This is a genomic window from Acinetobacter sp. YH12043 (assembly GCF_013419915.1).
Lineage (GTDB): Bacteria > Pseudomonadota > Gammaproteobacteria > Pseudomonadales > Moraxellaceae > Acinetobacter.
Map to the genome: position 1 here is coordinate 148,844 of NZ_VOZD01000004.1, position 22,800 is coordinate 171,643.

General features: G+C 44.2%; 18 protein-coding genes, 5 tRNA genes and 1 riboswitch. Of the genes, 17 read left to right on the top strand and 6 right to left on the bottom strand.

From position 1 onward, the window contains the following. Positions 1 to 9: 9 nt before the first annotated feature. Together FTU01_RS03510 and FTU01_RS03515 are read right to left on the bottom strand one after the other, a co-directional pair. Complete coding sequence (locus tag FTU01_RS03510; RefSeq protein ID WP_159124153.1) at positions 10 to 594, bottom strand: cob(I)yrinic acid a,c-diamide adenosyltransferase; 585 nt, start codon at positions 592 to 594, stop codon at positions 10 to 12. A 95-nt stretch (positions 595 to 689) separates the two neighbouring features. Further along, positions 690 to 2,513 carry a TonB-dependent siderophore receptor gene (locus FTU01_RS03515; RefSeq protein ID WP_180138155.1) on the bottom strand — a complete coding sequence of 608 codons (1,824 nt, stop codon included), beginning with the start codon at positions 2,511 to 2,513 and terminating at the stop codon, positions 690 to 692. Between the two features lie 37 nt (positions 2,514 to 2,550). Then, positions 2,551 to 2,761: riboswitch (cobalamin riboswitch) on the bottom strand. Positions 2,762 to 2,904: 143 nt separating this feature from the next. Here FTU01_RS03515 and FTU01_RS03520 point away from each other — a divergent pair. The 3 genes from FTU01_RS03520 (at position 2,905) to FTU01_RS03530 (ending at position 6,128) form a co-directional block, all read left to right on the top strand. After that, a complete protein-coding gene (locus FTU01_RS03520) occupies positions 2,905 to 3,549 on the top strand; it encodes a phosphoribosylanthranilate isomerase (protein WP_166139520.1) in 645 nt (214 codons plus the stop codon). Beyond that, on the top strand, positions 3,530 to 4,774 hold the full coding sequence (trpB, locus tag FTU01_RS03525; RefSeq protein ID WP_004782182.1) for a tryptophan synthase subunit beta: 1,245 nt from the start codon (positions 3,530 to 3,532) through the stop codon (positions 4,772 to 4,774). The genes FTU01_RS03520 and trpB overlap by 20 nt, the downstream gene beginning before the upstream one ends. Positions 4,775 to 5,135: 361 nt before the next feature. Next, a complete protein-coding gene (locus tag FTU01_RS03530) occupies positions 5,136 to 6,128 on the top strand; it encodes a DUF2804 domain-containing protein (protein WP_180138157.1) in 993 nt (330 codons plus the stop codon). Positions 6,129 to 6,191: 63 nt separating this feature from the next. Here the strand turns inward: FTU01_RS03530 and FTU01_RS03535 are convergent, their stop codons facing one another. Next, complete coding sequence (locus FTU01_RS03535) at positions 6,192 to 7,070, bottom strand: metal-dependent hydrolase (RefSeq protein ID WP_179993252.1); 879 nt, start codon at positions 7,068 to 7,070, stop codon at positions 6,192 to 6,194. Between the two features lie 140 nt (positions 7,071 to 7,210). On the opposite strand from FTU01_RS03535, the gene FTU01_RS03540 reads away from it, so the two are divergent. After that, positions 7,211 to 8,248, top strand: a complete 1,038-nt coding sequence (locus tag FTU01_RS03540; protein WP_180053982.1) for an AraC family transcriptional regulator — start codon at positions 7,211 to 7,213, stop codon at positions 8,246 to 8,248. A gap of 40 nt (positions 8,249 to 8,288) precedes the next feature. On the opposite strand, the gene FTU01_RS03545 is transcribed toward FTU01_RS03540, so the two are convergent. After that, positions 8,289 to 9,620 (bottom strand): Na+/H+ antiporter NhaC family protein, encoded by a 1,332-nt coding sequence (locus tag FTU01_RS03545; RefSeq protein WP_180138159.1) that lies wholly within the window; start codon positions 9,618 to 9,620, stop codon positions 8,289 to 8,291. 365 nt (positions 9,621 to 9,985) lie between these two features. On the opposite strand from FTU01_RS03545, the gene trpA reads away from it, so the two are divergent. Genes trpA through FTU01_RS03565 form a run of 4 tightly spaced genes read left to right on the top strand, consistent with a single transcriptional unit; the run spans position 9,986 to position 14,001 of the window. Further along, positions 9,986 to 10,786, top strand: coding sequence for a tryptophan synthase subunit alpha (gene trpA / locus FTU01_RS03550; protein ID WP_004782187.1), 801 nt, complete (start codon positions 9,986 to 9,988; stop codon positions 10,784 to 10,786). A 1-nt stretch (position 10,787) separates the two neighbouring features. Then, the gene (gene accD, locus FTU01_RS03555; protein ID WP_180138160.1) at positions 10,788 to 11,684 is read left to right on the top strand and encodes an acetyl-CoA carboxylase, carboxyltransferase subunit beta; all 897 of its coding nucleotides are present in this window, start codon (positions 10,788 to 10,790) and stop codon (positions 11,682 to 11,684) included. Then, complete coding sequence (gene folC, locus FTU01_RS03560; protein ID WP_180138162.1) at positions 11,681 to 12,964, top strand: bifunctional tetrahydrofolate synthase/dihydrofolate synthase; 1,284 nt, start codon at positions 11,681 to 11,683, stop codon at positions 12,962 to 12,964. Before accD ends, folC begins: the two co-directional genes overlap by 4 nt. Continuing rightward, a complete protein-coding gene (locus FTU01_RS03565; protein ID WP_373684505.1) occupies positions 12,955 to 14,001 on the top strand; it encodes an SPOR domain-containing protein in 1,047 nt (348 codons plus the stop codon). The genes folC and FTU01_RS03565 overlap by 10 nt, the downstream gene beginning before the upstream one ends. 5 nt (positions 14,002 to 14,006) lie before the next feature. Here FTU01_RS03565 and FTU01_RS03570 read toward each other — a convergent pair whose 3' ends face one another. After that, entirely contained in the window at positions 14,007 to 14,597 is a 591-nt protein-coding gene (locus FTU01_RS03570) for a dual specificity protein phosphatase family protein (RefSeq protein ID WP_180138164.1), read from the bottom strand. 647 nt (positions 14,598 to 15,244) lie between these two features. Beyond that, entirely contained in the window at positions 15,245 to 15,886 is a 642-nt protein-coding gene (locus tag FTU01_RS03575) for a peroxiredoxin (protein ID WP_104426585.1), read from the bottom strand. A gap of 331 nt (positions 15,887 to 16,217) precedes the next feature. Between FTU01_RS03575 and secA the strand changes: the two genes are divergently transcribed. The 9 genes from secA to FTU01_RS03620 all read left to right on the top strand — a co-directional run bounded on the left by secA (position 16,218) and on the right by FTU01_RS03620 (position 22,750). Beyond that, entirely contained in the window at positions 16,218 to 18,944 is a 2,727-nt protein-coding gene (gene secA / locus FTU01_RS03580) for a preprotein translocase subunit SecA (RefSeq protein ID WP_180031926.1), read from the top strand. 153 nt (positions 18,945 to 19,097) lie between these two features. Next, the gene (locus tag FTU01_RS03585) at positions 19,098 to 19,451 is read left to right on the top strand and encodes a hypothetical protein (protein WP_159124164.1); all 354 of its coding nucleotides are present in this window, start codon (positions 19,098 to 19,100) and stop codon (positions 19,449 to 19,451) included. A gap of 154 nt (positions 19,452 to 19,605) precedes the next feature. Beyond that, positions 19,606 to 20,826 carry a bifunctional glutamate N-acetyltransferase/amino-acid acetyltransferase ArgJ gene (gene argJ / locus FTU01_RS03590; protein ID WP_180138167.1) on the top strand — a complete coding sequence of 407 codons (1,221 nt, stop codon included), beginning with the start codon at positions 19,606 to 19,608 and terminating at the stop codon, positions 20,824 to 20,826. Between the two features lie 152 nt (positions 20,827 to 20,978). Then, positions 20,979 to 22,046: a quinolinate synthase NadA gene (gene nadA / locus FTU01_RS03595; protein WP_179993243.1), complete on the top strand. Its 1,068-nt coding sequence runs from the start codon at positions 20,979 to 20,981 to the stop codon at positions 22,044 to 22,046. A 154-nt stretch (positions 22,047 to 22,200) separates the two neighbouring features. Further along, a tRNA-Pro gene (locus tag FTU01_RS03600) sits at positions 22,201 to 22,277 on the top strand. Between the two features lie 35 nt (positions 22,278 to 22,312). Next, positions 22,313 to 22,389 (top strand) — tRNA-Arg (locus tag FTU01_RS03605). Positions 22,390 to 22,425: 36 nt separating this feature from the next. Further along, positions 22,426 to 22,501 (top strand) — tRNA-His (locus FTU01_RS03610). An 18-nt stretch (positions 22,502 to 22,519) separates the two neighbouring features. Further along, positions 22,520 to 22,596: transfer RNA gene (locus tag FTU01_RS03615), tRNA-Pro, on the top strand. 78 nt (positions 22,597 to 22,674) lie between these two features. Continuing rightward, positions 22,675 to 22,750: transfer RNA gene (locus FTU01_RS03620), tRNA-His, on the top strand. Positions 22,751 to 22,800: the final 50 nt, after the last annotated feature.

Sequence of the window (22,800 nt, forward strand, 5' to 3'; positions counted from 1 at the left end):
TTAGCGGATTTATTGATCAATGGTTTCGTTGATATTTTTTTGCCATAACACCTCAGAACCACCTTCAACACGTTGCAAGGTGCGTGAAGCCACAAACAGCCAGTCAGATAGGCGATTTAATAGCTGCAGGGAAGTCGCCTGAATATTCTGGTCGCGTGAGTGAACTGACATCACGCTGCGCTCTGCACGACGGCACACGGCACGGGCTTGATGAGCAAAACTGCAAACTAAAGTACCCGCAGGCAAAATAAAATCTTTCAGCATCGGCAAAGCTTCATTCATACGATCGATGTCATTTTCCAGAAAATCAATCGAGACTGGTTGAACCAGGTTAAAGCCAGGGATACACACTTCACCACCCAGATCAAACAACCAGTGCTGGATCAGGCTTAAAGATTTATCCCAAGTCGCTTTATCCTGAATGCTGCTTGCCGCGATTTGTGCGCGTAAAACCCCAATGATGGCATTTAGCTCGTCCACATCACCGAGCGCGGCAATACGCAAATCATCTTTGGCTACACGTGAACCATCACCCAGTCCGGTAGTGCCCGAATCGCCTGTGCGCGTGTAAATTTTACTTAAACGGTGACCCATGAGAGTTCCTTAAATTATTGCATGCTGTAAATAAAAAGAATCATGCCATAGGCATGACATGATTCTCAAAAGTATTTGCTTGGATTGGAATGAGCTTAATATTTAAAAGTCACGCCGGCAGAAGCGAGGCGGCCTTCATCAACATAATAATTATTCCAGTTGTATTCGATCTTATGACGCACATCACCGACATTTTCTATGTTGGTAAATACTTTGACATGTGGGTTGATATTCCAGTAAGCATTTAAATCGACGGTCGCATAGCCCGGATTATGGTCTGAATCACTCCAGCTTTTTGACTTGGAACGGGCAATAAGAGAAGCACTCATCCCATAAATTTCATTTTCCAAACCTGTGGTCAGAGTGAGGGTTTGACGTGGTCGTTTAGCTAACTCAATATTCGTTTTGCTATCTTTAGCTTGTACATACGCAAAAGCAGTATCGATGAACCAATCGTCTTGTTTCCAGTTCCATGCCAGCTCGCCACCACGAAGCGTTGCTTCGCTGATATTATTTAACTTGCCATCAACTTTTTGGATCATGTTATCCACTTCGTTTTGATACACGGAAAATGAAACAGATGAGTTTTGAGTGAGGGCCTGGTCTAAGCCAATTTCATAAGACAGACTTTCTTCGGCTTTTAAATTTGGATTTGCAGATTCACCACTGTACAGCTCGTTTAAGTTTGGTGAACGAAAAGCTGAACCAATATTCGTATAGACGCTGAGTTGAGGTGATATTACATAACGTGCAGCAGCTTGCCCTACAGTATGAGAGCCATACTTTTCGTTGTCTTCAACACGGATGCCGAGTTGTGTATTGAGTTTATCTGATTGATATTGATGCTGTGTGTAATATCCTTGAGAGGAAACATCACCTTTGTAGGCAACTCCATAAGAAAGAACATCACCATCAAGATTGCTATACGTTGTCCCTAGTAAAATATGATGCTGATCATTTAGATTGAGTTTGGCATACAATTCTGCTTCTTGAGTAGTGCTATATGAATAATCGACCTGACCTAGATAATTCGTAGCATTTTGATCTAATTGATCGTCAAACTGGGATAAGCGAGCATTGAGTTCTAATTGTGAGCCTAGGTTAATTCGTCCTCTCAGGTTAACCATTTCATTTTCAAAATCTTGTGAAGTGAGGCTACCTGCATTGTAATCACTTGTGCCTTTATTTTGGCTGTAATCGAGAGATAAGCCATATTGGTCTTTGTGGACGCCAAATTTTGTGCTGAAACCTTTTTGGTCAAAGGAGTAATTTTCATCTTCATCATCTAGAACAGATTTTCCGTCAGTTTCCAGGCGTTGACCACGGATTTGGGCATAAAAACCATCTTCAGCTAAATCGGCACCCACGAGTGATTTGTAAGTTTTATTCTCGCCAATTTCACCTGTTATAAATGCACCTGATTGTTCAGGTGTTTTAGAAATCATATGAATGACGCCGCCAATGGCATCTGTACCATATAAAACTGATGCTGGACCCTTCAGAATTTCAATTTGCTTGATATCGGTAGTATCAATAAAAGGGAGAGAAGCTGAACTGCTTAAAGCAGTATTCAATCGCATGCCATCACGCAGAACGAGTGTATGTGACGAGCTTGTGCCTCGCATAAAAATAGAGGATTGTTGTCCATAACCGCCTAGTTGAGCGACGTTTAAAGCAGCCTCTTTTTTCAATAAGTTTGGCAATGAAGCAATAGGGGATTGCTCAAGAGTCGCAGGTTCAATCACTGAAATTCGCGCAGGTACATTTTCAATGTTTTCTGCAGAGCGAGTTGCCGTGACTACAATGGTATCTAAAGAGGCTTTTGCAACTTTTTGCTCGGCGGCATGAACAGATGAAGTAAAACCCAACGCAAGTGCGATCGCACCTACCAAGGCAGTAGGTTGAAATGGAATAGACATGAGATGTGCTCCATACATTCACTCCCCGTGAATGATTGAGTTAAAGAACACAACAAGCAGGTATCCGGACTTAAATGCAGTATTGAAACATACTTACTTATCCACCTTCCCACATATTGATGCAGTGGTGTAAATCCTGAGGATTTATAAAGACAAGCTTTTCATTTTTTACCGTTGCGGGGGCAGCGTTGGATTTGCACCAACTTCCCTAAAGCCTTAAGGCCTTGACTCGTTGCAAATTGTGGCAAGTATAAAGTCTGCTTATGACTTAAACAATCAAGATCAAGAATAATCCGTATGAACTTTACGCAAGATCGATGATTTGCATTACAATGATTCACCCCAATCTCATAGATTACTTGATATCTTGGTAAATCAGAGCCAACACTATATGCGAACCCGTGCCAAAATCTGTGGAATCACCCGAGTTGAAGATGTCCAAGCTGTTGCTGATGCCGGCTGTGATGCCATTGGATTCGTGTTCTATTCACCGAGCCCACGTAGCGTGACTCAGGCACAGGCTGAAGTGCTGGTCAAAGCAGTGCCAGCTTATATTCAAGTGGTGGGCTTATTTGTTAATAGTACGGCAGATGACATCCAGGATATTTTAAAAACTGTTCCGCTGGATATTCTGCAGTTTCATGGTGATGAAAGCCCTGAACAATGTCAGGTTATCGCAAAGCAGGTTGGGCGTCGCTGGTATAAAGCGATTCAGGTCAAACCTGATCTGGACGTAGTCGCTGAGATTCAACGTTATCAGACAGCAGGGGCCAGCGCAGTACTGTTAGACGCATGGCATCCTGATTTAAAAGGTGGTACCGGCCACAGCTTTGACTGGAGCACCTTTCCTCAATTAGATATTCCCTTGATCCTGGCTGGGGGCTTAAACCCGGACAATATCGAGCAAGCAATTCACACCACACAGGCTTATGCTGTTGATGTTAGTGGTGGTGTCGAATCCGCAAAAGGTATAAAAGACCAACAACTCATAGAACGCTTTATGCAAGGAGTCCATCGTGGATCAGCAAAGTACTAATCACAACAAGCCCGTGATTGACTATACCCAATTCCCGGATGAGCGTGGACATTTCGGTATCCATGGCGGGCGTTTTGTGTCAGAAACTCTGATGGCGGCTTTACAAGATCTGGAAAAGCTTTATTTCCGCATGAAAGATGATGAACAGTTTCTGGCAGAATTCGACCGTGATCTAGCCTACTACGTAGGTCGTCCTAGTCCTTTATATCATGCTGAACGATGGTCAAAAGAGTTGGGTGGTGCGCAAATTTACTTGAAACGTGAAGATCTGAACCATACTGGCTCACATAAAGTAAATAACACAATTGGTCAGGCTTTATTGGCTAAACTTTCAGGCAAAAAACGCATTATTGCAGAAACTGGTGCCGGTCAGCATGGTGTAGCAACGGCAACCATCGCAGCACGTTTAGGTCTTGAATGTGTGGTGTTCATGGGTGCTGAAGACGTGAAACGTCAGGCGATGAACGTTTACCGTATGCGTCTGCTGGGTGCAACAGTTGTCCCTGTAGAAAGTGGCTCTAAAACATTAAAAGATGCCATGAACGAGGCAATGCGTGACTGGGTCACCAATGTTGACTCAACTTATTATGTGATTGGTACCGTGGCAGGTCCACATCCATATCCACAATTGGTTCGTGACTTCCAGTCCATCATTGGCCGTGAAGCACGCCGTCAGATTCAGGAACAGGCAGGTCGCCTTCCAGATGCGTTAGTCGCTTGTGTCGGTGGTGGTTCAAATGCGATGGGCTTGTTCTATCCATTCCTGAACGATCAGGATGTGAAAATGTATGGTGTTGAAGCCGCAGGTTTAGGGATTGAAACTGGCAAGCACTCTGCACCACTAAATGCGGGTCACGTCGGTGTACTGCATGGTAACCGTACTTATCTGATGTCTGATAAAGAAGGCCAGATCATTGAAACGCATTCAATTTCTGCCGGTCTGGATTATCCGGGTGTAGGTCCGGAGCACAGCTTCCTGAAAGATATGGAACGCGTGAACTATGTACCGATCAATGATCAGGAAGCGTTACAAGGTTTCCGTGATCTAACCAAGATCGAAGGGATCATTCCTGCGCTTGAAAGCTCACATGCGATGGCTTATGTCACTAAACTTGCCCCAACCATGGACAAGGATCAAATCATTATTGCGACCGTTTCTGGTCGTGGTGATAAAGACTTGATGACTGTTGCCCGTATTGATGGCGTGGAAATGGTTGAGATGTAAAATTTTCTCCGATCCCTCTTTTTCAAAGAGGGGTGAAAACCCTCCTATCTAAAAGGAGAGTAAGGTGGATTAAAAAAATCGTATTGAAGCTATTCAGTACGATTTTTTTATTTTTATAGATAAGAAAATTTTTAAAGATGAAGAGGAAGGATCAATCTGGCTGGAAGTGGTATAAAAATTATACAAGTTCTGGATAAAACAGCAAAAAATCAGTTTCTCATTCAGAAAATTAAAATGGTTATTTTAAGCAGAATTGGCCGGAAGAGCTGACGAACGGTTTTAAAAAATTCTTTATCAAATCTCAATAATCGGCATAATAGCTTCAAGCAAAAATAGTTTTTGATTGAGATGGAATGTCTTAATGGATTTAATTCAGGAAAATGGACAACCACGTTACGGACGTTTCAAGGAAATTCCAAAAAGTATTGATTACCATACGTACCAGTACAAAAATCCCTATGGTGATGTACTCAAGGGATGGCGTAAACAACTAAAATATAAAAAATTTAAATTCTGTAGTATTCAACACGAGCATTATACGATTGGCCTTGCAATTGCGGATATCGCTTGGGCCGGGCACAGTTTTTTCTATATCTATAACCATAGCACCAATGAAGTGCAGGAATGGAATGCGATCAATTTCTTCTCGCGCAATACGGTGCTAGATGAACAGCCATTGTTTAATCATAGTTATTTTCACAAATCTCCCTTTCAGATTGATATCCAGCATGCCAATGGGGTGCGTTATATCCATGTGACCAAATATGGTGAAATCAAGCTTAGTGCCCGAATTTTCTGTGCAGGTACAGATCCGCTGAGTATGTGCAGTCCGACCGGAATCAATGGCTGGACCTATACCCAGAAATTGACCACTTTGGGTTGTGAAGGTTATTTCGTAAATAAGCAGGGTGAAACCATCCAGTTTAATGAGCGCACCTTCGCCTCTCTGGATGATACCTGCGGCTTTTTGCGTCCTGAAACTGCCTGGTTCTGGCTATCTTGTAATTTCTGGGATACCAATCGTAACCGTATCGGGATCAATCTCGCTTCCGGTGTCAATGAAAGCTTTGGTAATGAAAACTGTTTGTGGGTAAATGGCAAAATTTATCCTGTGGCGGATGTGTTATTTCAGCAGGAATCTGACGAACGCTGGAACATCCAGTCATTGGATGGCTGCTTGAACCTGAATGTATACACAGGCTGGCGCCGTTATGAAAATCTGAATCTGCGTCTGGTCGGCAGCCAGTTTAGCCAGTGGCAAGCAAAAGTATCCGGTACTATCCGACAAGATGGCCAAGATATTGTACTGGTTAATGAATATGGACTTTTAGAACAGCACTATGCCAAATGGTAATTCATTTTTCTAACTTCTAAATCTAAAAAAGCCTTCAATCTCGAAGGCTTTTGATTTCGAGGTTTAATCTTCTGCAGCTTGCCAGAAGGCTTCTCCTGCCTGAATCGGGTCGCCGGTTTCTGCCAGCGTTTTTACCCAAACCTCATATTGAGCAATCACTGGGTGCTGGGATGGATGGAAATCCTTTTTAAACCAGTCACGATACTGTTTACCCATACGAGTCAGAGTCCCTTTTTTGCCAAAGAACCAAGGTAAGCCCCTGATATTCATTTGCAAGCGTTGCAGCGGACTAAAGCCATCATGTTTAAGCATGACATTGGCACGGTAAATGGTAAAACCAAACATCAGCAAAGTCGTAATGAGCAAAGTATATTGACGCAGCCATTCTGGCGTTTTTGCCACATCTTTCATCACATCAAAAGCCACATCACGATGTTCCATTTCCTCAATCGCATGCCAGGCAAACATGGCGCGAACAAAAGGATGGGCATTTCTTAAAGTATCTTTTTGTCCATAAAAAGTTTCAGCCATGAGCGCGGTCAGATGTTCTGCGGCTGCAGTGACTGCAATATTGTACTCAGGTGAACGGTTCTTCAGGTCATAGTTCATCATGTAGTTCAGACGCTGAATAAACTGATCGACCGGCATGCCTTGTTCCCGCATCAGGTTATTCATCTTGTCATGGGCAATGCCATGCTGGGCTTCTTGACGGATAAAATCCGCTACCCGTTTTTGTAGATCTGGATCTTTGATCTGGTCGCGGAACAGACGCACACTCTGAATGAAATAACGTTCACCATCTGGAAAGGTCAGACTCAGTGCATCAAACATACGGGTCAGGAATGGATCGCCACCAAACCAGTAACGCGGAATTTCACTCAGCTTAAAATCAAGATTACTGCGTACCACAGGCTGTACGGAAGATTTTAAAGGTGCGTTCATCTGCTTTCATTCTTTTTCTGAAGATGCTGACAGTATGTTCAGAATTGCACAAATTGTTTTGACAGATATGGCCAATTTTTATACATTTTACGCCAGAGAAAAATAAAATATACATTCGCAGCGGAGACAGGGACGCGCTCATGCAGGACATCAAAATCTCCAATGGCTATATCCAGCTATGGGCCACCTATTTACGTAGCTTAAATATAGAACCTTTAACCGCAAAGTTTCTTGCAGATCTACGACCTCAGCTCATTGGACTGATTGATCAGCCTTTTGATGCACAAGTTCCGCTGGATTTTCTCAATAGCATCCTGTTAAGAACCCAAAAACAGCTAGCGTGTCCACAGTTAATTTTTGAAATTGTGCAGTGCATTCGGCCAGAACATTTTGGTGTGCTGGGCTATATGGTATCTAAAAGCAGCAGTATTCCTGAGATCATCGGCTATATCATGCGTTTTCAGCGACTGGTCATTGATGGGAGTGAATTTGTCCCATTGCAACTAAGACAGCATGCGCAGAGTATTGAATTGTATTGGATTTATCAGGATGAGCGTTATAACCTGCTGAATGAGCTAACTATCGCAGCCATGGTGCAATTGGGACGTTTTATTTTGCAGGATCATCCTTTGCTCTTGCGTCGGGTGCGTTTTGCTCATGCGCCAGAAATTGCCCGAATTCACTATCAAAAATTCTATGCTGCGGAAGTGCAGTTTTCACAGCAGGATTATGGCTTTGAACTGGATATACAGGGACTGAACCTGAAATCGGAACAGGCCGATCCAATGTTATTACAGTTATTGATTCGTCAAGCTGAAGAAGCGATTGCAGCTAAATCACCCGTGGAAAGTATTTTGACTCAGGCTCAAAAAGTGGTTGCGGAGCATCTAAGAAGCAGACAACAGGCGATTAAAATTGAACAGCTGGCCGAGCAACTGTTTGTATCGACTCGAACCTTGCAGCGTCAGCTAAATGAGCAAGGTAGTTCTTTTAAAAAACTATTGGAGCAGGAAAGGATCAAACGCTGTGAAAGCTTATTGCATCAGCCCCTAAGCCTGACCGAGATTGCCCAGCAACTAGACTATTCTGACCAGTCGGCTTTGGCCCGTGCTTATAAGGCGGCAACAGGCCGGACTTTATTGCAATATAGAAAACAATTAAAACAGGATCAGGCATAAAAAAACGGCCATCATTGGCCGCTTTATCTCATGACTTAATTTAAGCTGTTTTTAATTTAGGGTATCGGAAAGCAATCGCGATCACTGCAAAGATTGCCAGAATCCAGCAATAATACACGCCCCCGATTAGCTCGACTGGAGAAAGTTTGGCAATCGAACAGGCCAGTAATAATTGTGCGCCATAAGGGATCAGCCCCTGTACCACACAGGAGAAAATATCCATCAGGGCGGCGGCACGTTTCGGATCAACCCCATATTCTTTCGCCACTTCACGGGCCATATCACCAGCCAGAATAATCGCGACAGTGTTATTTGCTACAAACAGATTCGAAAATACGACCAAGAAACTGATCCCGATTTCACCGGCCCGCTGACGGCCCACTTTAAATAAGCGGGTCAGCGCGTAGATGCGTTCGATCAGCCAGCGTAAACCACCTTCACGTTGCATGATCGCAGACAGGCCACCCAGGAACATGGATAACAATGCCACTTCAAACATGCCGACAAAGCCATCATAAATGGAAGTGTTCAGCTTGAGGATATTGAAATCTGGCGTAGCAAATAGCCCGAATAAACCCGATAACACGACACCGATGGTTAAAACCGCCAGAACATGCAGACGGCTAAAAGCCAGTAAAAAGACCACAATATAAGGCAGGACTAGAATCCAGTTAAAGTCCTTGTATTCGACTGGACTAGAACTACCAGTATTGAAGATATAGATCAAAATCGTGACGATAGAAGCCGGCACAGCAATCCAGACATTGACACTGAATTTGTCACGTAACTGCACTTTCTGGCTGCTGGTTGCAGCAATGGTAGTATCCGAAATCATGGACAGATTATCACCGAACATTGCCCCACCGACCACGGCGCCGATCGCATAAACCACCGGAATCTCGGTCACTTGTGCAAAGCCAAAGGCAATGGGTGCACAGGCGGCAATGGTTCCCATAGAGGTACCCATCGCCGTCGCAATAAATGCCGAAATCACAAACAGCATCGGTAAGACAAAACTCGGAGGAATGACAGACAGGCCCATCTGTACGGTGGCATCAACACTGCCAATCGCACTGCTAACACTGGCAAAAGCACCGGCCAGCATAAATACCATGAACATCAGAATCAGGTTAGGATGGCTGGCACCTTTCAGAAATTCTTCAATACCCTGGTTGAGTTTGCCACGATACACTAATGCAGCCAAGATAATCGCGGGCAGGGCGGCAACAGGTGCTTTAATCTGATAAAACGCAAATTCAGTTCCGATCAAAGAATGATAGATCCCGCTACCTAAAAAGATGGTTAAAAATACAATAAGCGGCAACAGTGCAATGGCGCGTGCCTGCACTGTACCTTCAGAGTCAGTCTGCATAGGAGATAAAAAAATAAGAGAATGGGGCTAGTATAAAACAGGTTTTGCAATTTCAGAAAACTTTAAATGAATGCGCTAACACCTGCATTTTTATTAATTTTTCCATGATAAAAATAAGTTTATCTAAATATTCAACATTTTAGGGAATGCCAAAATTAGGCATCTTTGATCATTGAGAAAAAAATCAAAATAATCGTAAATAGATCCCTTCGGGTTGTTCTGAAATCCTCGCACAGGAAATGAAATGCCAGAGGTCGATGTTGCACACTGTTCAATGTACAAAAAATAGCGTTACAATGCGATGTCTTGTATTTCTACATAGTCAATGTCTCAAGTTTGAAACACCTTAAGGAAAGCTCAGCCCTATGTCTCGTTTAGCCACACGATTTGGACAACTTAAATCTCAACAGCGTAAAGCTTTAGTTTCTTATGTTATGGCTGGTGACCCGCATCCAGAGGTAACCGTACCTTTGCTGCACCAGATGGTGGACGCTGGCGTCGACGTGATTGAACTGGGTCTCCCTTTTTCAGATCCAATGGCAGATGGTCCGGTGATTGCTCTGGCTGCTGAACGCGCGCTGGCCGGTGGCACTAATACCTTGGATGCCCTGCACATGGTGAAAGAATTTCGCTTGAAAGACCGCGAAACACCAGTGGTACTCATGGGTTATCTCAATCCGGTTGAAGTCATTGGCTATGAAAAGTTTGTGGCTTATGCCTATGAATGCGGTGTCGACGGCGTGCTTCTGGTCGATCTTCCTCCTGAAGAAGCTCAAGATTTGGGGCAGGTGCTGGAAAAATATGAAATGGATCAGATTTTCCTGTTGGCTCCGACCTCAACTGATGAGCGTATTCAGCATGTAGTGAAACAGGCCAGTGGCTTTATTTACTATGTGTCGTTGAAAGGTGTGACGGGTGCTGCAACATTAGATGTATCTGAAGCAGCTGCACGTATTCAGAAAATTAAGGCAGAGACAGATGTTCCTGTAGGCGTGGGTTTTGGTATCAGTGATGCTGCATCTGCGAAAGCGATGGGTGTTGCTGCCGATGCAGTTATTGTGGGAAGTGCGTTTGTAAAACAGTTTGCAACCCTCGCGCCAGAACAAGCCGTTATTGCGACGGTGAATAAAGTCAAGGAGCTTCGAGCAGCGCTCGATGAGTTATAGTATGAGTCAACAAGTGAAATCAGGCAAAATTCTGAGCCCATCGACCCCATGGACGGAGCGTATTGTTCCGGGCATTCATGTACCTGATGAGCAAACTACCCTAAAAGCGACATTCACAGAGCCAACCATTGAGTGCCCTGAATGTCATGCTTTGGTGACACGTACTGCAATGTCATTTAATGCTTATGTTTGTCCACAATGCGATGAACATCTGAAAATGAAAGCACGTGACCGTCTGAACTGGTTCTTTGATCAGGTACAGACTGAAATGGGTCAGGAATTTACGGCCAAAGATCCACTGAAATTTGTCGACAGCAAAGCTTATCCTGAGCGTATGTCGGAAGCACAAAAGAAAACGGGTGAAACTGAAGCACTGATCGTGATGCAAGGTCTGCTGAAAGGCGTGCCAATGATTGCAACTGCATTTGAATTCGACTTCATGGGCGGCTCTATGGGTACCGTAGTGGGTGACCGTTTTGTGCAGGCAGCCGAGCGTGCGATTGAAACACATCAACCTCTGATCTGTTTTGCAGCTTCTGGTGGCGCGCGTATGCAGGAAGGCATGCTGTCTTTGATGCAAATGGCACGTACTTCAGCAGCGATTCAGCGTTTGAAAGAAGTAGGTCTGCCTTATGTGGTGGTATTGACCCATCCAGTCTACGGTGGTGTCACTGCGTCTTTAGCTATGCTGGGTGATGTACATCTGGCTGAACCGAAAGCCATGATCGGCTTTGCGGGTAAACGTGTGATCGAACAAACTGTACGTGAAAAACTGGACGAACCGTTCCAGCGTGCTGAATATTTGCTTGATCATGGTGTAATCGATCAGATTGTTCACCGTCATGCATTACGTGATACAGTTTATCGTATTATCACGAAATTGATGAACCTGCCTTGAACACAGCACCATTAGCAACTGATTCACTTGATACATGGCTCGATTATTGGAGCCATGTTCACGTTACGGGGATTGATTTAGGCCTGGAACGTGTTATTCCTGTGGCTGAAAAGCTGGGCGTGATCAATCCGGAGGCTAAAGTCCTGACGGTTGCCGGAACCAATGGTAAAGGTTCAACGACCACGACTCTGGCTGCCATTCTCAATGCTCAGGGTTTTAAGGTCGGACTGTATCAGTCTCCTCATGTATATCGTTTTAATGAACGGGTGAAATTACGTGGGGTTGAAGTCGAAGACCAGTTGCTGATTGATGCTTTTGTTGAAGTCGATCGGGCACGTCGCGAATGCGATTTAAGCCTGTCATTCTTTGAAGCAACCACACTTGCTGCATTTGTGATTTTTAAACATGAACTGTGTGATGTGTGGGTGCTGGAAGTCGGATTGGGTGGCCGTCTGGATGTCGTGAATGTGGTTAATCCGGATGTTGCAGTCATCACCAATATCGGACTGGATCATACCGACTGGCTCGGTGATACCATTGAAAAAATTGCTTTTGAAAAAGCTGGTATTATCCGTCCGAATATTCCCGTGATATTTGGTGGTCAGCAAGATATTCCGCAAGCCATTCTGGATAAAGCTGCTGAATGCAATGCGCCGTTGTATGCTATCAACCGTGATTATTTCTATGAAGCCTTTGAAGATGGCAAAACCTGGGCTTTTGCATCGTCGGGTACGACTTTAAAATTGCCAACAGGTTCACTGGCGCTGGATAATATTTCGACAGCGGTTGCAGCGATCTTGCTGAGTGGTCTGGAAGTCAACCAGACAGCGATTGTGGGAGGAATTCAGGCAGCTAAATTGCCGGGGCGTTTTGAAGTCCGAGAAATTCAGAATAAGACCGTAATTTTTGATGCCGGACATAACCCGCATGGGGTAGAGTTCCTGTTAAAACAATTACGCAATTATTTAAATTACAACAAGAAATATAAAGAAGTCATTTGTGTATTTTCCATGCTGGCAGATAAAGATATAAATTCTGTCGTCAAGTTGTTGAAAGACACTGTTCATTTGTGGAAAATTGCACCATTATCTGTGCCACGTGCGGCAGAGGTCACACTTTTGACTGATGCATTGCAAGGTGAATTGATAGAACAATTTGACAATGTAAAATTAGCTTTTAAATCAGCGCTGGATGAAACAGAGAATAATCAGCTGATTTTGGTATGTGGATCATTTCATACCTTAGAAGCGGTATGGGAGTATTTGGAAGAATGTCAATGAATAACAAACAACGCTGGATGGGTGGCGTTGTTTTACTAGGTGGTGGTGTTTTATTGGCAGCATTACTCCTGAAAGGCCAAAATGAAATTCATCAGGATCGTCAGCAAAACCCGGCACTGGCTGCAGAAGTAGAATCAAAAGATACAGTCAACAATTCATTAGGTTCTTTAACAGTCGATGTGGAAACAGAAAAACGTCTGCTGGAACAGCAGCGTCGTGACCGCGAAAAAGCAGTGGCTGAACAGGAAGCCCGTGCAGCTGAATTTTTAGCCATGCAACAGCAGGCTGAGGCAGATGCAGCACGTCGTGCGGCTGAAGAATATGCTGCTTTGAATGCCCATCGTATGGGACAGCAAAGTTCAGACAATATTCCACCTGAGCTGGCAGAAGATGAACAGACGAAGCAAAAACGTCTGGCTGAAGACAAGGCTGCTACACAAAAAAAGTTAGAACAGCAGAAACTTGAGCAGCAAAAAGCCCAAACTTCAGCTGATACTGCCAAGAAACAGGCAGAGCAGAAGGCTGCAGAAGAAAAACGTAAGCTAGAAGAGAAACGTAAAGCTGAAGAAGCGCATAAGGCAGCTGAAGCAAAACGTAAGGCCGAGGAAGAGCACAAAGCGGCTGAAAAGAAAAAAGAAGCTGAGCATAAAGCTGCTGAAGAAAAACGTAAGGCAGAAGAAAAACGTAAGGCAGAAGAAAAGCGCAAAGCTGAAGAGAAACATAAAGCAGAAGAGGCCAAGAAAAAGGCTGAAGCTGAAAAAGCCCGTAAACTTCTTGAAGGTGAAAGTGATAAACAGTGGATGGTGCAGGTGGCCCTGGCTGCCAATGAAGCCAATGCTGATGCCATTGCGGCCAAACTGCGAGCCAAAGGCTACAAGGTCACCAAGAGCCAGACATCTAAAGGTGTGCGTATTATGGTCGGTCCATCTAAAGACCGTGAAACAGCAGATGCACTGCGTAAGAAAATCGCGTCTGATGCCAGCCTGAACATGAAATCAGCCTGGGTAAATGACTGGGTGCCGCTAGATAAGCGTTAACTCTCTTACTTAACCGAAGTTTCTGTAGATGGATTCGCGAGTTGCTCGCGAATCCATTTTACATTTTCAGGGGTAAATAATTTTTCAATATTGCGCCAAATGGAATGAAAGCCATAACCGCCATGCTTCATTTCCTGTACTGCATCTTCAATGCGCCAGTTCTGAAAAATAATCCGGTACATGGCCACACTGGCACCGGTACGGTCTGAACCGTGATAACAGTGTAAAAGTATTTTTTCATTATTTTGTCGTGCCTGCTGGATTAACTGCATCACATTCAGTAAATCCTCGCGATTCATAGCCCAGGTATGAATGGGAACATGTTTAAGCTTGAGGTCTTCATTTGACAAAATATCCGTATCTTTATCGCGTGAACGCAGGTTGATCACCACATTAATGGCATATTGTTTTAATAAGGGCGTCAGTTCATCGCTTGGCTGTTCACTTCGGTAAAGTTCATTGCTAATCTGATAAAAATTATGTTCTTCATGCAGTTCCTGTCCCCAATGCATTGGGCGTTCCTGTTCAGGCAGCGCTGGAGTACAGCCAGATAAAACAAGCGTAGAAACCAGAAGAAGTACATAATTATTTTTCATTGCAACCTAACTCACCTTTTTAATCATTCTCTTCAACAGCATATCGGCTTTTTCAAAAAAAAGCCTGTCCGAAGACAGGCTTGATGGGAAAAGTTCGAAAACCCGGCTCGTCGGTGGGTATCAAACTAAACATGAAAATGAGGGTTGATGCATGATGATCTTCATTTTCATGGTGGAGAGTTTTTTCTAAATTTTCGGTGTCATGGTTAAAGAGCAGTAACTTTGCTTATCCGTATAACTTTAGCATAGCTGAGGTTCTTGAGCGAAAAAGTACCACCTTTTAGAGACTACGCGTTTCGCTTGTCTTACGAATAACTAAAGCAGTGCTTTCAAATTATCACTCGAAGCATAGCTTCTCGTCTTGCATTCAAGCAAAGCGGTGTTTTGGAAGCTACGCGCTGCGCTTGTCTTGTCACAAATTAAAGCAGTGCTTCAAATACTGCGCACTTCGTTTGCTTTGCGCAAAACTGAAAAGCAGTGCTTTCAGTTTTGTCACTCGAAGCATAGCTTCTCGTCTTGCGCAAGGGCAGTACAATGGAAACTGCGCGCTACGCTTGCCTTGCGCAAAATTAAAAAGGAGTCCTTTTAATTCCTTACCAGCCATAGCATAGCTATGGCTCTTGCGCTCGGGCGAAGCAGTGCTTCGCTTATCCTCGCTCAGGCTGTGGTGTCAGACGTAGGTATGGAGTTACTGCCTTATAACCTTTAGGGAAGCGTTGTTTAATTTCTTCCTCATCTTTCAGTGAAGGCACAATCACTACATCATCGCCATGTTGCCAGTTTGCTGGAGTTGCAACTTTATGATTGTCGGTTAATTGCAGAGAGTCGACTACACGTAATACTTCATGGAAATTACGACCTGTTGATGCAGGGTAGGTAATAATCAGACGCACTTTCTTGTTTGGATCAATGATTACCAGAGAACGTACAGTTAGGGTTTCGCTGGCATTTGGGTGAATGAAACCATACAGCTCAGACACTTTTCGGTCCTGATCAGCAATGATCGGGAAGTTAACGGTCGTACCTTGAGTTTCATTAATGTCTTTGATCCAGCCATGATGCGATTCAACATCATCAACAGAAAGCGCAATCGCTTTCACGCCACGTTTTGTAAACTCGTCTTTCAGTTTCGCGGTAAAGCCCAGTTCAGTGGTACATACAGGTGTGTAGTCTGCTGGATGTGAAAATAAAATGCCCCAACTATCGCCTAGAAAGTCATAAAAGTTAATTAAGCCTTCGCTAGATTGCTGTTCAAAATTCGGTGCGGTATCGCCTAAACGTAAACTCATTTTCTTGCCTCAATTGATCTTGTAATGTGTCGATGAGAATAAATATGAACCAATTTTTTTATGATTAAAAATAGTGTTTTTAGAATTTCTTATGAATAAACCGAATAAAGAAGTAGGCTGTCGATTCAGAATCAGACAAATCAGTCGTCTAATTAACTATATTGCATGGGTAAAATTTGCTACATTACTTTGCCTTAGGTCTCAGGGCTAGGACGAAGGATGAGTTTTTTTCATTGGTTTTCTGGCAAAACCCTTGTAGTTCAAATTTCTAGCACCATAATAACGACTAAGAACATATTTATTTGACAAGCAAGATTTAGAGAGTCTATTCATGTTGGCAAGTCTGATCGGAGGAATCTTCGGTACCAAAAATGAGCGCGAACTCAAACGCATGCGTAAAATCGTAGACAAGATTAATGCGCTCGAGCCGACGATATCAGCCCTAAGCGATGCAGACTTATCTGCAAAAACTGAAGAATTCAAACAACGATATAATAAGGGTGAAAGCCTAGATAAGTTACTTCCTGAAGCATTCGCAGTCTGTCGTGAAGCTGCAAAACGTGTTATGGGAATGCGTCACTACGACGTACAGTTGATTGGTGGTATTACCCTGCATGAAGGCAAGATTGCCGAGATGCGTACCGGTGAAGGTAAAACCCTGATGGGGACGCTGGCCTGTTATCTTAATGCATTGAGCGGGCAGGGTGTCCATGTCATCACGGTGAACGACTATCTGGCACAACGTGATGCCGAGTTAAACCGTCCATTGTTCGAATTCTTGGGTTTAAGCATTGGGATTATCTATTCCATGCAGAATCCGATAGAAAAATCTGAAGCCTATAAAGCAGATATCACTTACGGTACCAATAACGAATTCGGTTTCGATTATCTTCGTGACAACATGGTGTTCTCGCTGGCTGAGAAAAAACAGCGTGGTCTGACCTATGCCATTATCGATGAGGTCGATTCGATCCTGATCGATGAAGCGCGTACACCGCTGATTATTTCTGGTCAAAGTGAAGACTCCTCCCAGCTTTATGCAGCGATCAACAGCATTCCACCGAAGTTAAAAGCACAGAAAGAAGAAAAAGTACCGGATGGCGGTCATTTCTGGATTGATGAAAAACAGCGTTCTGTTGAAATTACTGAAACCGGTTTTGAAACCATTGAAAGTGAATTGATTGCAATGGGCTTGCTGGCTGAAGGTGAAAGCCTGTATTCAGCTTCTAATTTGAATTTGCTGCATCATGTGACTGCTGCGATTCGTGCGCACTATCTGTATCAACGTAATGTGCATTACATCATCCATGAAGGTGAAGTGATCATCGTCGATGAGAACACCGGTCGTACCATGCCAGGTCGTCGCTGGTCTGAAGGTCTGCACCAGGCAGTTGAAGCAAAAGAAGGTCTGGAAATCCAGCCGGAAAACCAGACTCTTGCAACTACTACATTCCAGAACTATTTCCGTCTGTATAAAAAATTATCCGGTATGACCGGTACTGCAGATACTGAAGCTGCGGAAATGAAAGAAATTTACGGTCTGGATGTGGTAATCATTCCAACCCACCGTCCAATGATCCGTAATGACCAGAACGATTTGATCTACCTGAATCGTGAAGGCAAATACAACGCGATTATTCAGGAAATCCAGCGTGTTCATGAAGCTGGTGTTGCGCCAATCCTAATTGGTACGGCCACTATTGAAGCGTCGGAAATTCTTTCTGACAAGCTTAAAGAAGCTGGTATTGAACATGAAGTCCTGAATGCCAAACAGCATGAGCGTGAAGCAGATATTATTGCCCAAGCGGGTGCACCGCGTGCTGTAACGATTGCAACTAACATGGCCGGTCGTGGTACCGATATTTTGCTGGGTGGTAACTGGAAAGCGCTACTGGCCAAAATTGAAAACCCAACCCCTGAAGATGAAGCACGCCTGAAAGCAGAATGGGAAGCGAATCATGAAGCAGTTCTTGCTTCTGGTGGTTTGCATATTATCGGTTCTGAACGTCATGAATCTCGCCGTATCGATAACCAGTTGCGTGGTCGTGCGGGCCGTCAGGGTGACCCGGGTGTATCGCGTTTCTACCTGTCTCTTGAAGATGACTTGATGCGTATCTTTGCGGGTGACCGTGTGGTTGCCATGATGCGTGCAATGGGCTTAAAAGAAGATGAAGCGATTGAACACAAAATGGTGTCACGCTCAATCGAAAATGCACAGCGTAAAGTAGAAGCACGTAACTTCGACATTCGTAAGAACCTGTTGAAATACGATGACGTGAATAACGAGCAGCGTAAAATTATCTATAGTCAGCGTGATGAGATTCTGGCTGAAAGTTCATTGCAGGATTATATCGAAGAGATGATCCGTGAAGTGATGCAGGGCATGATCGCCAACTATATTCCGCCTGAATCAATTCATGATCAGTGGGATATTGAAGGTCTGGAACTTGCACTACGTGAAGACTTATCGATTGATCTGCCAGTTGCACAATGGTTAGAGCAGGATCGTCGTTTAGATGAAGAAGCACTGGTTGAGCGAATTACTGAAGAAGTGGTAAATCGTTACCGTTCACGTCGTGAACAAATGGGTGCTGAATCTGCAGCATCACTTGAACGTCATTTCATGCTGAACTCTCTGGACCGTCACTGGAAAGAGCATCTGGCTGCGATGGATTACCTGCGTCAAGGGATTCATTTACGCGGTTATGCACAGAAAAACCCAGAGCAGGAATACAAAAAAGAAGCCTATAACCTGTTTGTAAACATGCTGGGCGTGATTAAATCTGACGTCATTACTGATCTGTCACGTATCCATGTGCCAACACCTGAAGAGCTGGCTGAAATGGAAGCACAGCAGCAGGCACAGGCTGAAGCGATGCGTTTGCAGTTATCTCATCAGGAATTTGATGGATTACTGGCTGAAGAAGATGAAATCACCACTGAACAAAATGCGCAGGCCAATCCTGTTGCACCAGTCTTTGAAGCACCGGCAAGCCGTAATGCACCTTGTCCATGTGGTTCAGGTCTGAAATACAAACAGTGTCATGGCAAGATCTAATTTCTGCTAAGTTTCTAAACTATAAAAAGATCAGGACCAAATGGTCCTGATCTTTTTATGTATATGGACTTTTCAGCTGATGAATACTGTTTGCACTGTACCGGATTAAATGGTATTTAATGGCAGATTGAACACCGCAAAGTGGAAGAAACAATGACAAAAGTATTAAAAACGATGATGGTTGCTGCTTTGGTAATCCCGACTTTAAGTTTTGCTGAAACAGCAACAACGACACCTGCTAAAGTTCAGCAGGCCATTGGTCCAACTACGGCTCAGGTTCAGACGGGTACAGATGGTCAGGTGACCATTGCAAGTCCGCGTACTGGCATTCGCTATACCTTTAATAATTCAAACCGTCCAATCGTTTTGCAGACTGCAGCGATTGCAGCAGCCAATGCAGCGAATGCTGACCGTATTGTTGCTTCTAACCCTGCGCTTTCTGCGGCAAGTCAGCAACAGGCGAAACAGGCTTTATTGAGTGAATCAACCCAGCTGGCTAAAAACTAAGTTTGATCCAGTTTAATAAAACCAGTCACCATGACTGGTTTTTTATTGTGAAAAACCATAAGAAAAGTGAGTGTTCATCTGGCTTTGGCTCGATTTTTTAATGAAGATCAACTAAGCTGTATTTTTCTGAAACTTCAATATTGGACATTTAAAAATGGCAGTTGGTGACGTATCTATGCCACAGATGCATGTGGTAAAAGGGGTGAGAATTGGTTCGGCAGAAGCGTATGTACGCTATCAGAACCGACGTGACCTGGTGATATTTGAACTGGCTGAAGGCTCCAATGTTGCAGGTGTATTTACCCAGAATGCTTTTTGTGCTGCCCCTGTGCATGTTTCTAAAGCACATCTGGCGGTAGGTAATCCACGTTATTTAGTGATTAATACCGGAAATGCTAATGCGGGTACAGGTGCTACAGGTATGGCGAATGCTGAAGCCACTTGTGCCAAACTGGCTGAACTTGCAGGCGTGAAAGCTGAAGAAGTATTGCCATTTTCAACAGGGGTGATTGGCGAACAATTACCAATGGAACGTCTTCTGAATGGTTTGCAGCCTGCATTAGAGTCATTGCGTGATGATGCCTGGATCGATGCGGCAACCGGCATCATGACCACAGACACTACACCAAAAGGTGCATCTGAACAGTTCGAACTGGACGGCATTACTTATACCATGACCGGGATTTCCAAAGGTGCCGGCATGATTCGCCCAAATATGGCCACTATGCTAGGTTATGTGGCGACTGATGTGCCAATCAGCCGTGAACTGGTTCAACAGCTTTTATCTGAGACAGTGAATCAGTCATTCAACCGCATTACCATTGATGGGGATACCTCAACCAATGACTCTTGCATTTTTATTGCTACAGGTCAGGCCGGTGGAACAGAAATTTCATCAGTTGAAGATCCGCGTTATGCAGCTGTACTTGAAGTATTGATGCGTACCATGAAACGTCTTGCGCAACTGATTGTGCGTGATGGTGAAGGTGCGACTAAGTTCATCACAGTTGCAGTAGAAGGTGGCGCCAATACTCAGGAATGCTGTGACGTGGCCTATAGTATCGCGCATTCTCCATTGGTGAAAACTGCGATCTTTGCTTCTGATCCAAACTGGGGGCGTATTCTGGCTGCAATCGGTTATGCAGGTGTGGCGAATTTAGACGTTGCAAAAATTCAGGTTTGGTTAGATGATGTACAAATCTGCAAGGATGGTGGTGCAGCAGCAGACTATACCGAAGAGGCAGGTGCACGTGTGATGGCACAAGCTGAAATGACGATTCGTGTTGATCTTGGACGTGGTGAAGCAAAAGATACAGTCTATACCTGTGACCTGTCCTATGATTATGTGAAGATCAATGCTGATTATCGTTCATAATTCAGATTGTTTCTAAAGCCTCCGTTGTGGGGCTTTTTTTATATCTTATGATTTTTAATGACTGGTCAAAAAAGTATTTTGCTAGAGATGACCGGGATGTAGGGTGAAAGGTTCGTTGAATAATGAACCATGAGGGTAGAGTAAGAGTTGTTATGAATGATGCGACCAAATTAATAGCCAATGAAGCCAAATCGATTGTGCAGGCGCATTTAGATCGTTTAGGAGAACCCAAAGAGCATCAGATCAGTGCACAGGCCAAACAGGAAAAATTTGCACAGATTCAAGCCGAATTGGAAAAGCAGAATGCAGTACTAGTTGCACATTATTATTGTGATCCTGAAATACAGGAACTGGCAGAACTGACTGGTGGCTGTGTGTCCGATTCATTGGAAATGGCGCGTTTTGGACGTGACCATCCCGCATCGACCTTGGTGGTAGCTGGGGTTAAGTTCATGGGTGAAACTTCAAAAATACTTTCACCAGAAAAAACCGTCCTGATGCCAACTCTTGAAGCGACCTGTTCACTGGATTTGGGTTGTCCAGTAGAAGAATTTACCAAATTCTGTGATGCGCATCCTGATCATACTGTAGTGGTGTATGCTAATACTTCGGCTGCGGTTAAAGCCCGCGCTGACTGGGTCGTGACTTCAAGTTGTGCAGTTGAGATTATTGAACACCTCGATAGTTTAGGTGAAAAAATTATCTGGGCACCGGATCAGCATCTAGGGCGTTATATCCAGAATAAAACCGGTGCTGACATGCTGCTTTGGGATGGCGCGTGTATCGTCCACGAAGAATTTCGTTCGCGCGGAATTGCTAATATGAAAGCCTTATATCCAGATGCGGCAGTGCTGGTCCATCCAGAATCACCGATGTCTGTGGTAGAAATTGCTGATGCAGTCGGAAGTACTTCTCAGTTAATCAAGGCAGCTCAAACCTTGCCACATCAGCGTTTGATCGTGGCAACAGATCGCGGTATTTTCTATAAAATGCAGCAGGCTGTGCCAGATAAGATTTTGATTGAAGCTCCAACCGCTGGAGAAGGAGCAACCTGTCGTTCATGTGCACACTGTCCTTGGATGGCCATGAACGAGCTAGATGGAATCTTGCATGTTCTACAACATCGTGATCAGGAGATTCATGTTGACCCCGCATTAGCTCAACGAGCCAAACTGCCTTTAGATCGTATGCTGGATTTTAGTGCCAGCTTGAAACGCTAAGATTTTGTATAAAAAATGTCTGAAATGCTTGATAAATAAACGCTTGAAGTGTTTTTTTGATTTTTTTTAAATATAGGTGTTGACGTCTTATGGCGTCACGCCTAGAATGCACACCGTACCAAGCGATAAGCTTGATACGAAAGCTGAGATGAATCGGAGCATAGCACAGCCTGGTAGTGCACCTGGTTTGGGACCAGGGGGTCGTAGGTTCGAATCCTACTGCTCCGACCAATTCTTCAAGGCGGATGGTGAAAATCATCAGTAAAGCGCTTGTAGCTCAGTTGGATAGAGCATCCGCCTTCTAAGCGGATGGTCACAGGTTCGAATCCTGTCAGGCGCGCCATTTTTGGTGGCTTGATATTTAAGAACCAAGGCAATGGTGGATGTAGCTCAGTTGGTAGAGCCCCGGATTGTGATTCCGGTTGTCGTGGGTTCGAATCCCATCATTCACCCCAACTCTTTGAGTTGAACATCGGAGCATAGCACAGCCTGGTAGTGCACCTGGTTTGGGACCAGGGGGTCGTAGGTTCGAATCCTACTGCTCCGACCATCTTCTTCATGGTGGTTAAGATAAATGATACCGCGTCAAGCGGTTTTTTTATGTCTAAATAATGAAGACACCGTAATGGTGGATGTAGCTCAGTTGGTAGAGCCCCGGATTGTGATTCCGGTTGTCGTGGGTTCGAATCCCATCATTCACCCCAACTCTTTGAGTTGAACATCGGAGCATAGCACAGCCTGGTAGTGCACCTGG

Coding starts and splice junctions, on each gene's coding strand:
- FTU01_RS03575 (WP_104426585.1), bottom strand. CDS start 15,886: ATGAGTTTACGTTTAGGCGATACCGCACCGAATTTTGAACAGCAATCT.
- accD (WP_180138160.1), top strand. CDS start 10,788: ATGAGTCAACAAGTGAAATCAGGCAAAATTCTGAGCCCATCGACCCCA.
- FTU01_RS03515 (WP_180138155.1), bottom strand. CDS start 2,513: ATGTCTATTCCATTTCAACCTACTGCCTTGGTAGGTGCGATCGCACTT.
- FTU01_RS03520 (WP_166139520.1), top strand. CDS start 2,905: ATGCGAACCCGTGCCAAAATCTGTGGAATCACCCGAGTTGAAGATGTC.
- secA (WP_180031926.1), top strand. CDS start 16,218: ATGTTGGCAAGTCTGATCGGAGGAATCTTCGGTACCAAAAATGAGCGC.
- argJ (WP_180138167.1), top strand. CDS start 19,606: ATGGCAGTTGGTGACGTATCTATGCCACAGATGCATGTGGTAAAAGGG.
- FTU01_RS03545 (WP_180138159.1), bottom strand. CDS start 9,620: ATGCAGACTGACTCTGAAGGTACAGTGCAGGCACGCGCCATTGCACTG.
- FTU01_RS03530 (WP_180138157.1), top strand. CDS start 5,136: ATGGATTTAATTCAGGAAAATGGACAACCACGTTACGGACGTTTCAAG.
- FTU01_RS03510 (WP_159124153.1), bottom strand. CDS start 594: ATGGGTCACCGTTTAAGTAAAATTTACACGCGCACAGGCGATTCGGGC.
- trpA (WP_004782187.1), top strand. CDS start 9,986: ATGTCTCGTTTAGCCACACGATTTGGACAACTTAAATCTCAACAGCGT.
- FTU01_RS03585 (WP_159124164.1), top strand. CDS start 19,098: ATGACAAAAGTATTAAAAACGATGATGGTTGCTGCTTTGGTAATCCCG.
- FTU01_RS03570 (WP_180138164.1), bottom strand. CDS start 14,597: ATGAAAAATAATTATGTACTTCTTCTGGTTTCTACGCTTGTTTTATCT.
- FTU01_RS03565 (WP_373684505.1), top strand. CDS start 12,955: ATGTCAATGAATAACAAACAACGCTGGATGGGTGGCGTTGTTTTACTA.
- nadA (WP_179993243.1), top strand. CDS start 20,979: ATGAATGATGCGACCAAATTAATAGCCAATGAAGCCAAATCGATTGTG.
- FTU01_RS03535 (WP_179993252.1), bottom strand. CDS start 7,070: ATGAACGCACCTTTAAAATCTTCCGTACAGCCTGTGGTACGCAGTAAT.
- FTU01_RS03540 (WP_180053982.1), top strand. CDS start 7,211: ATGCAGGACATCAAAATCTCCAATGGCTATATCCAGCTATGGGCCACC.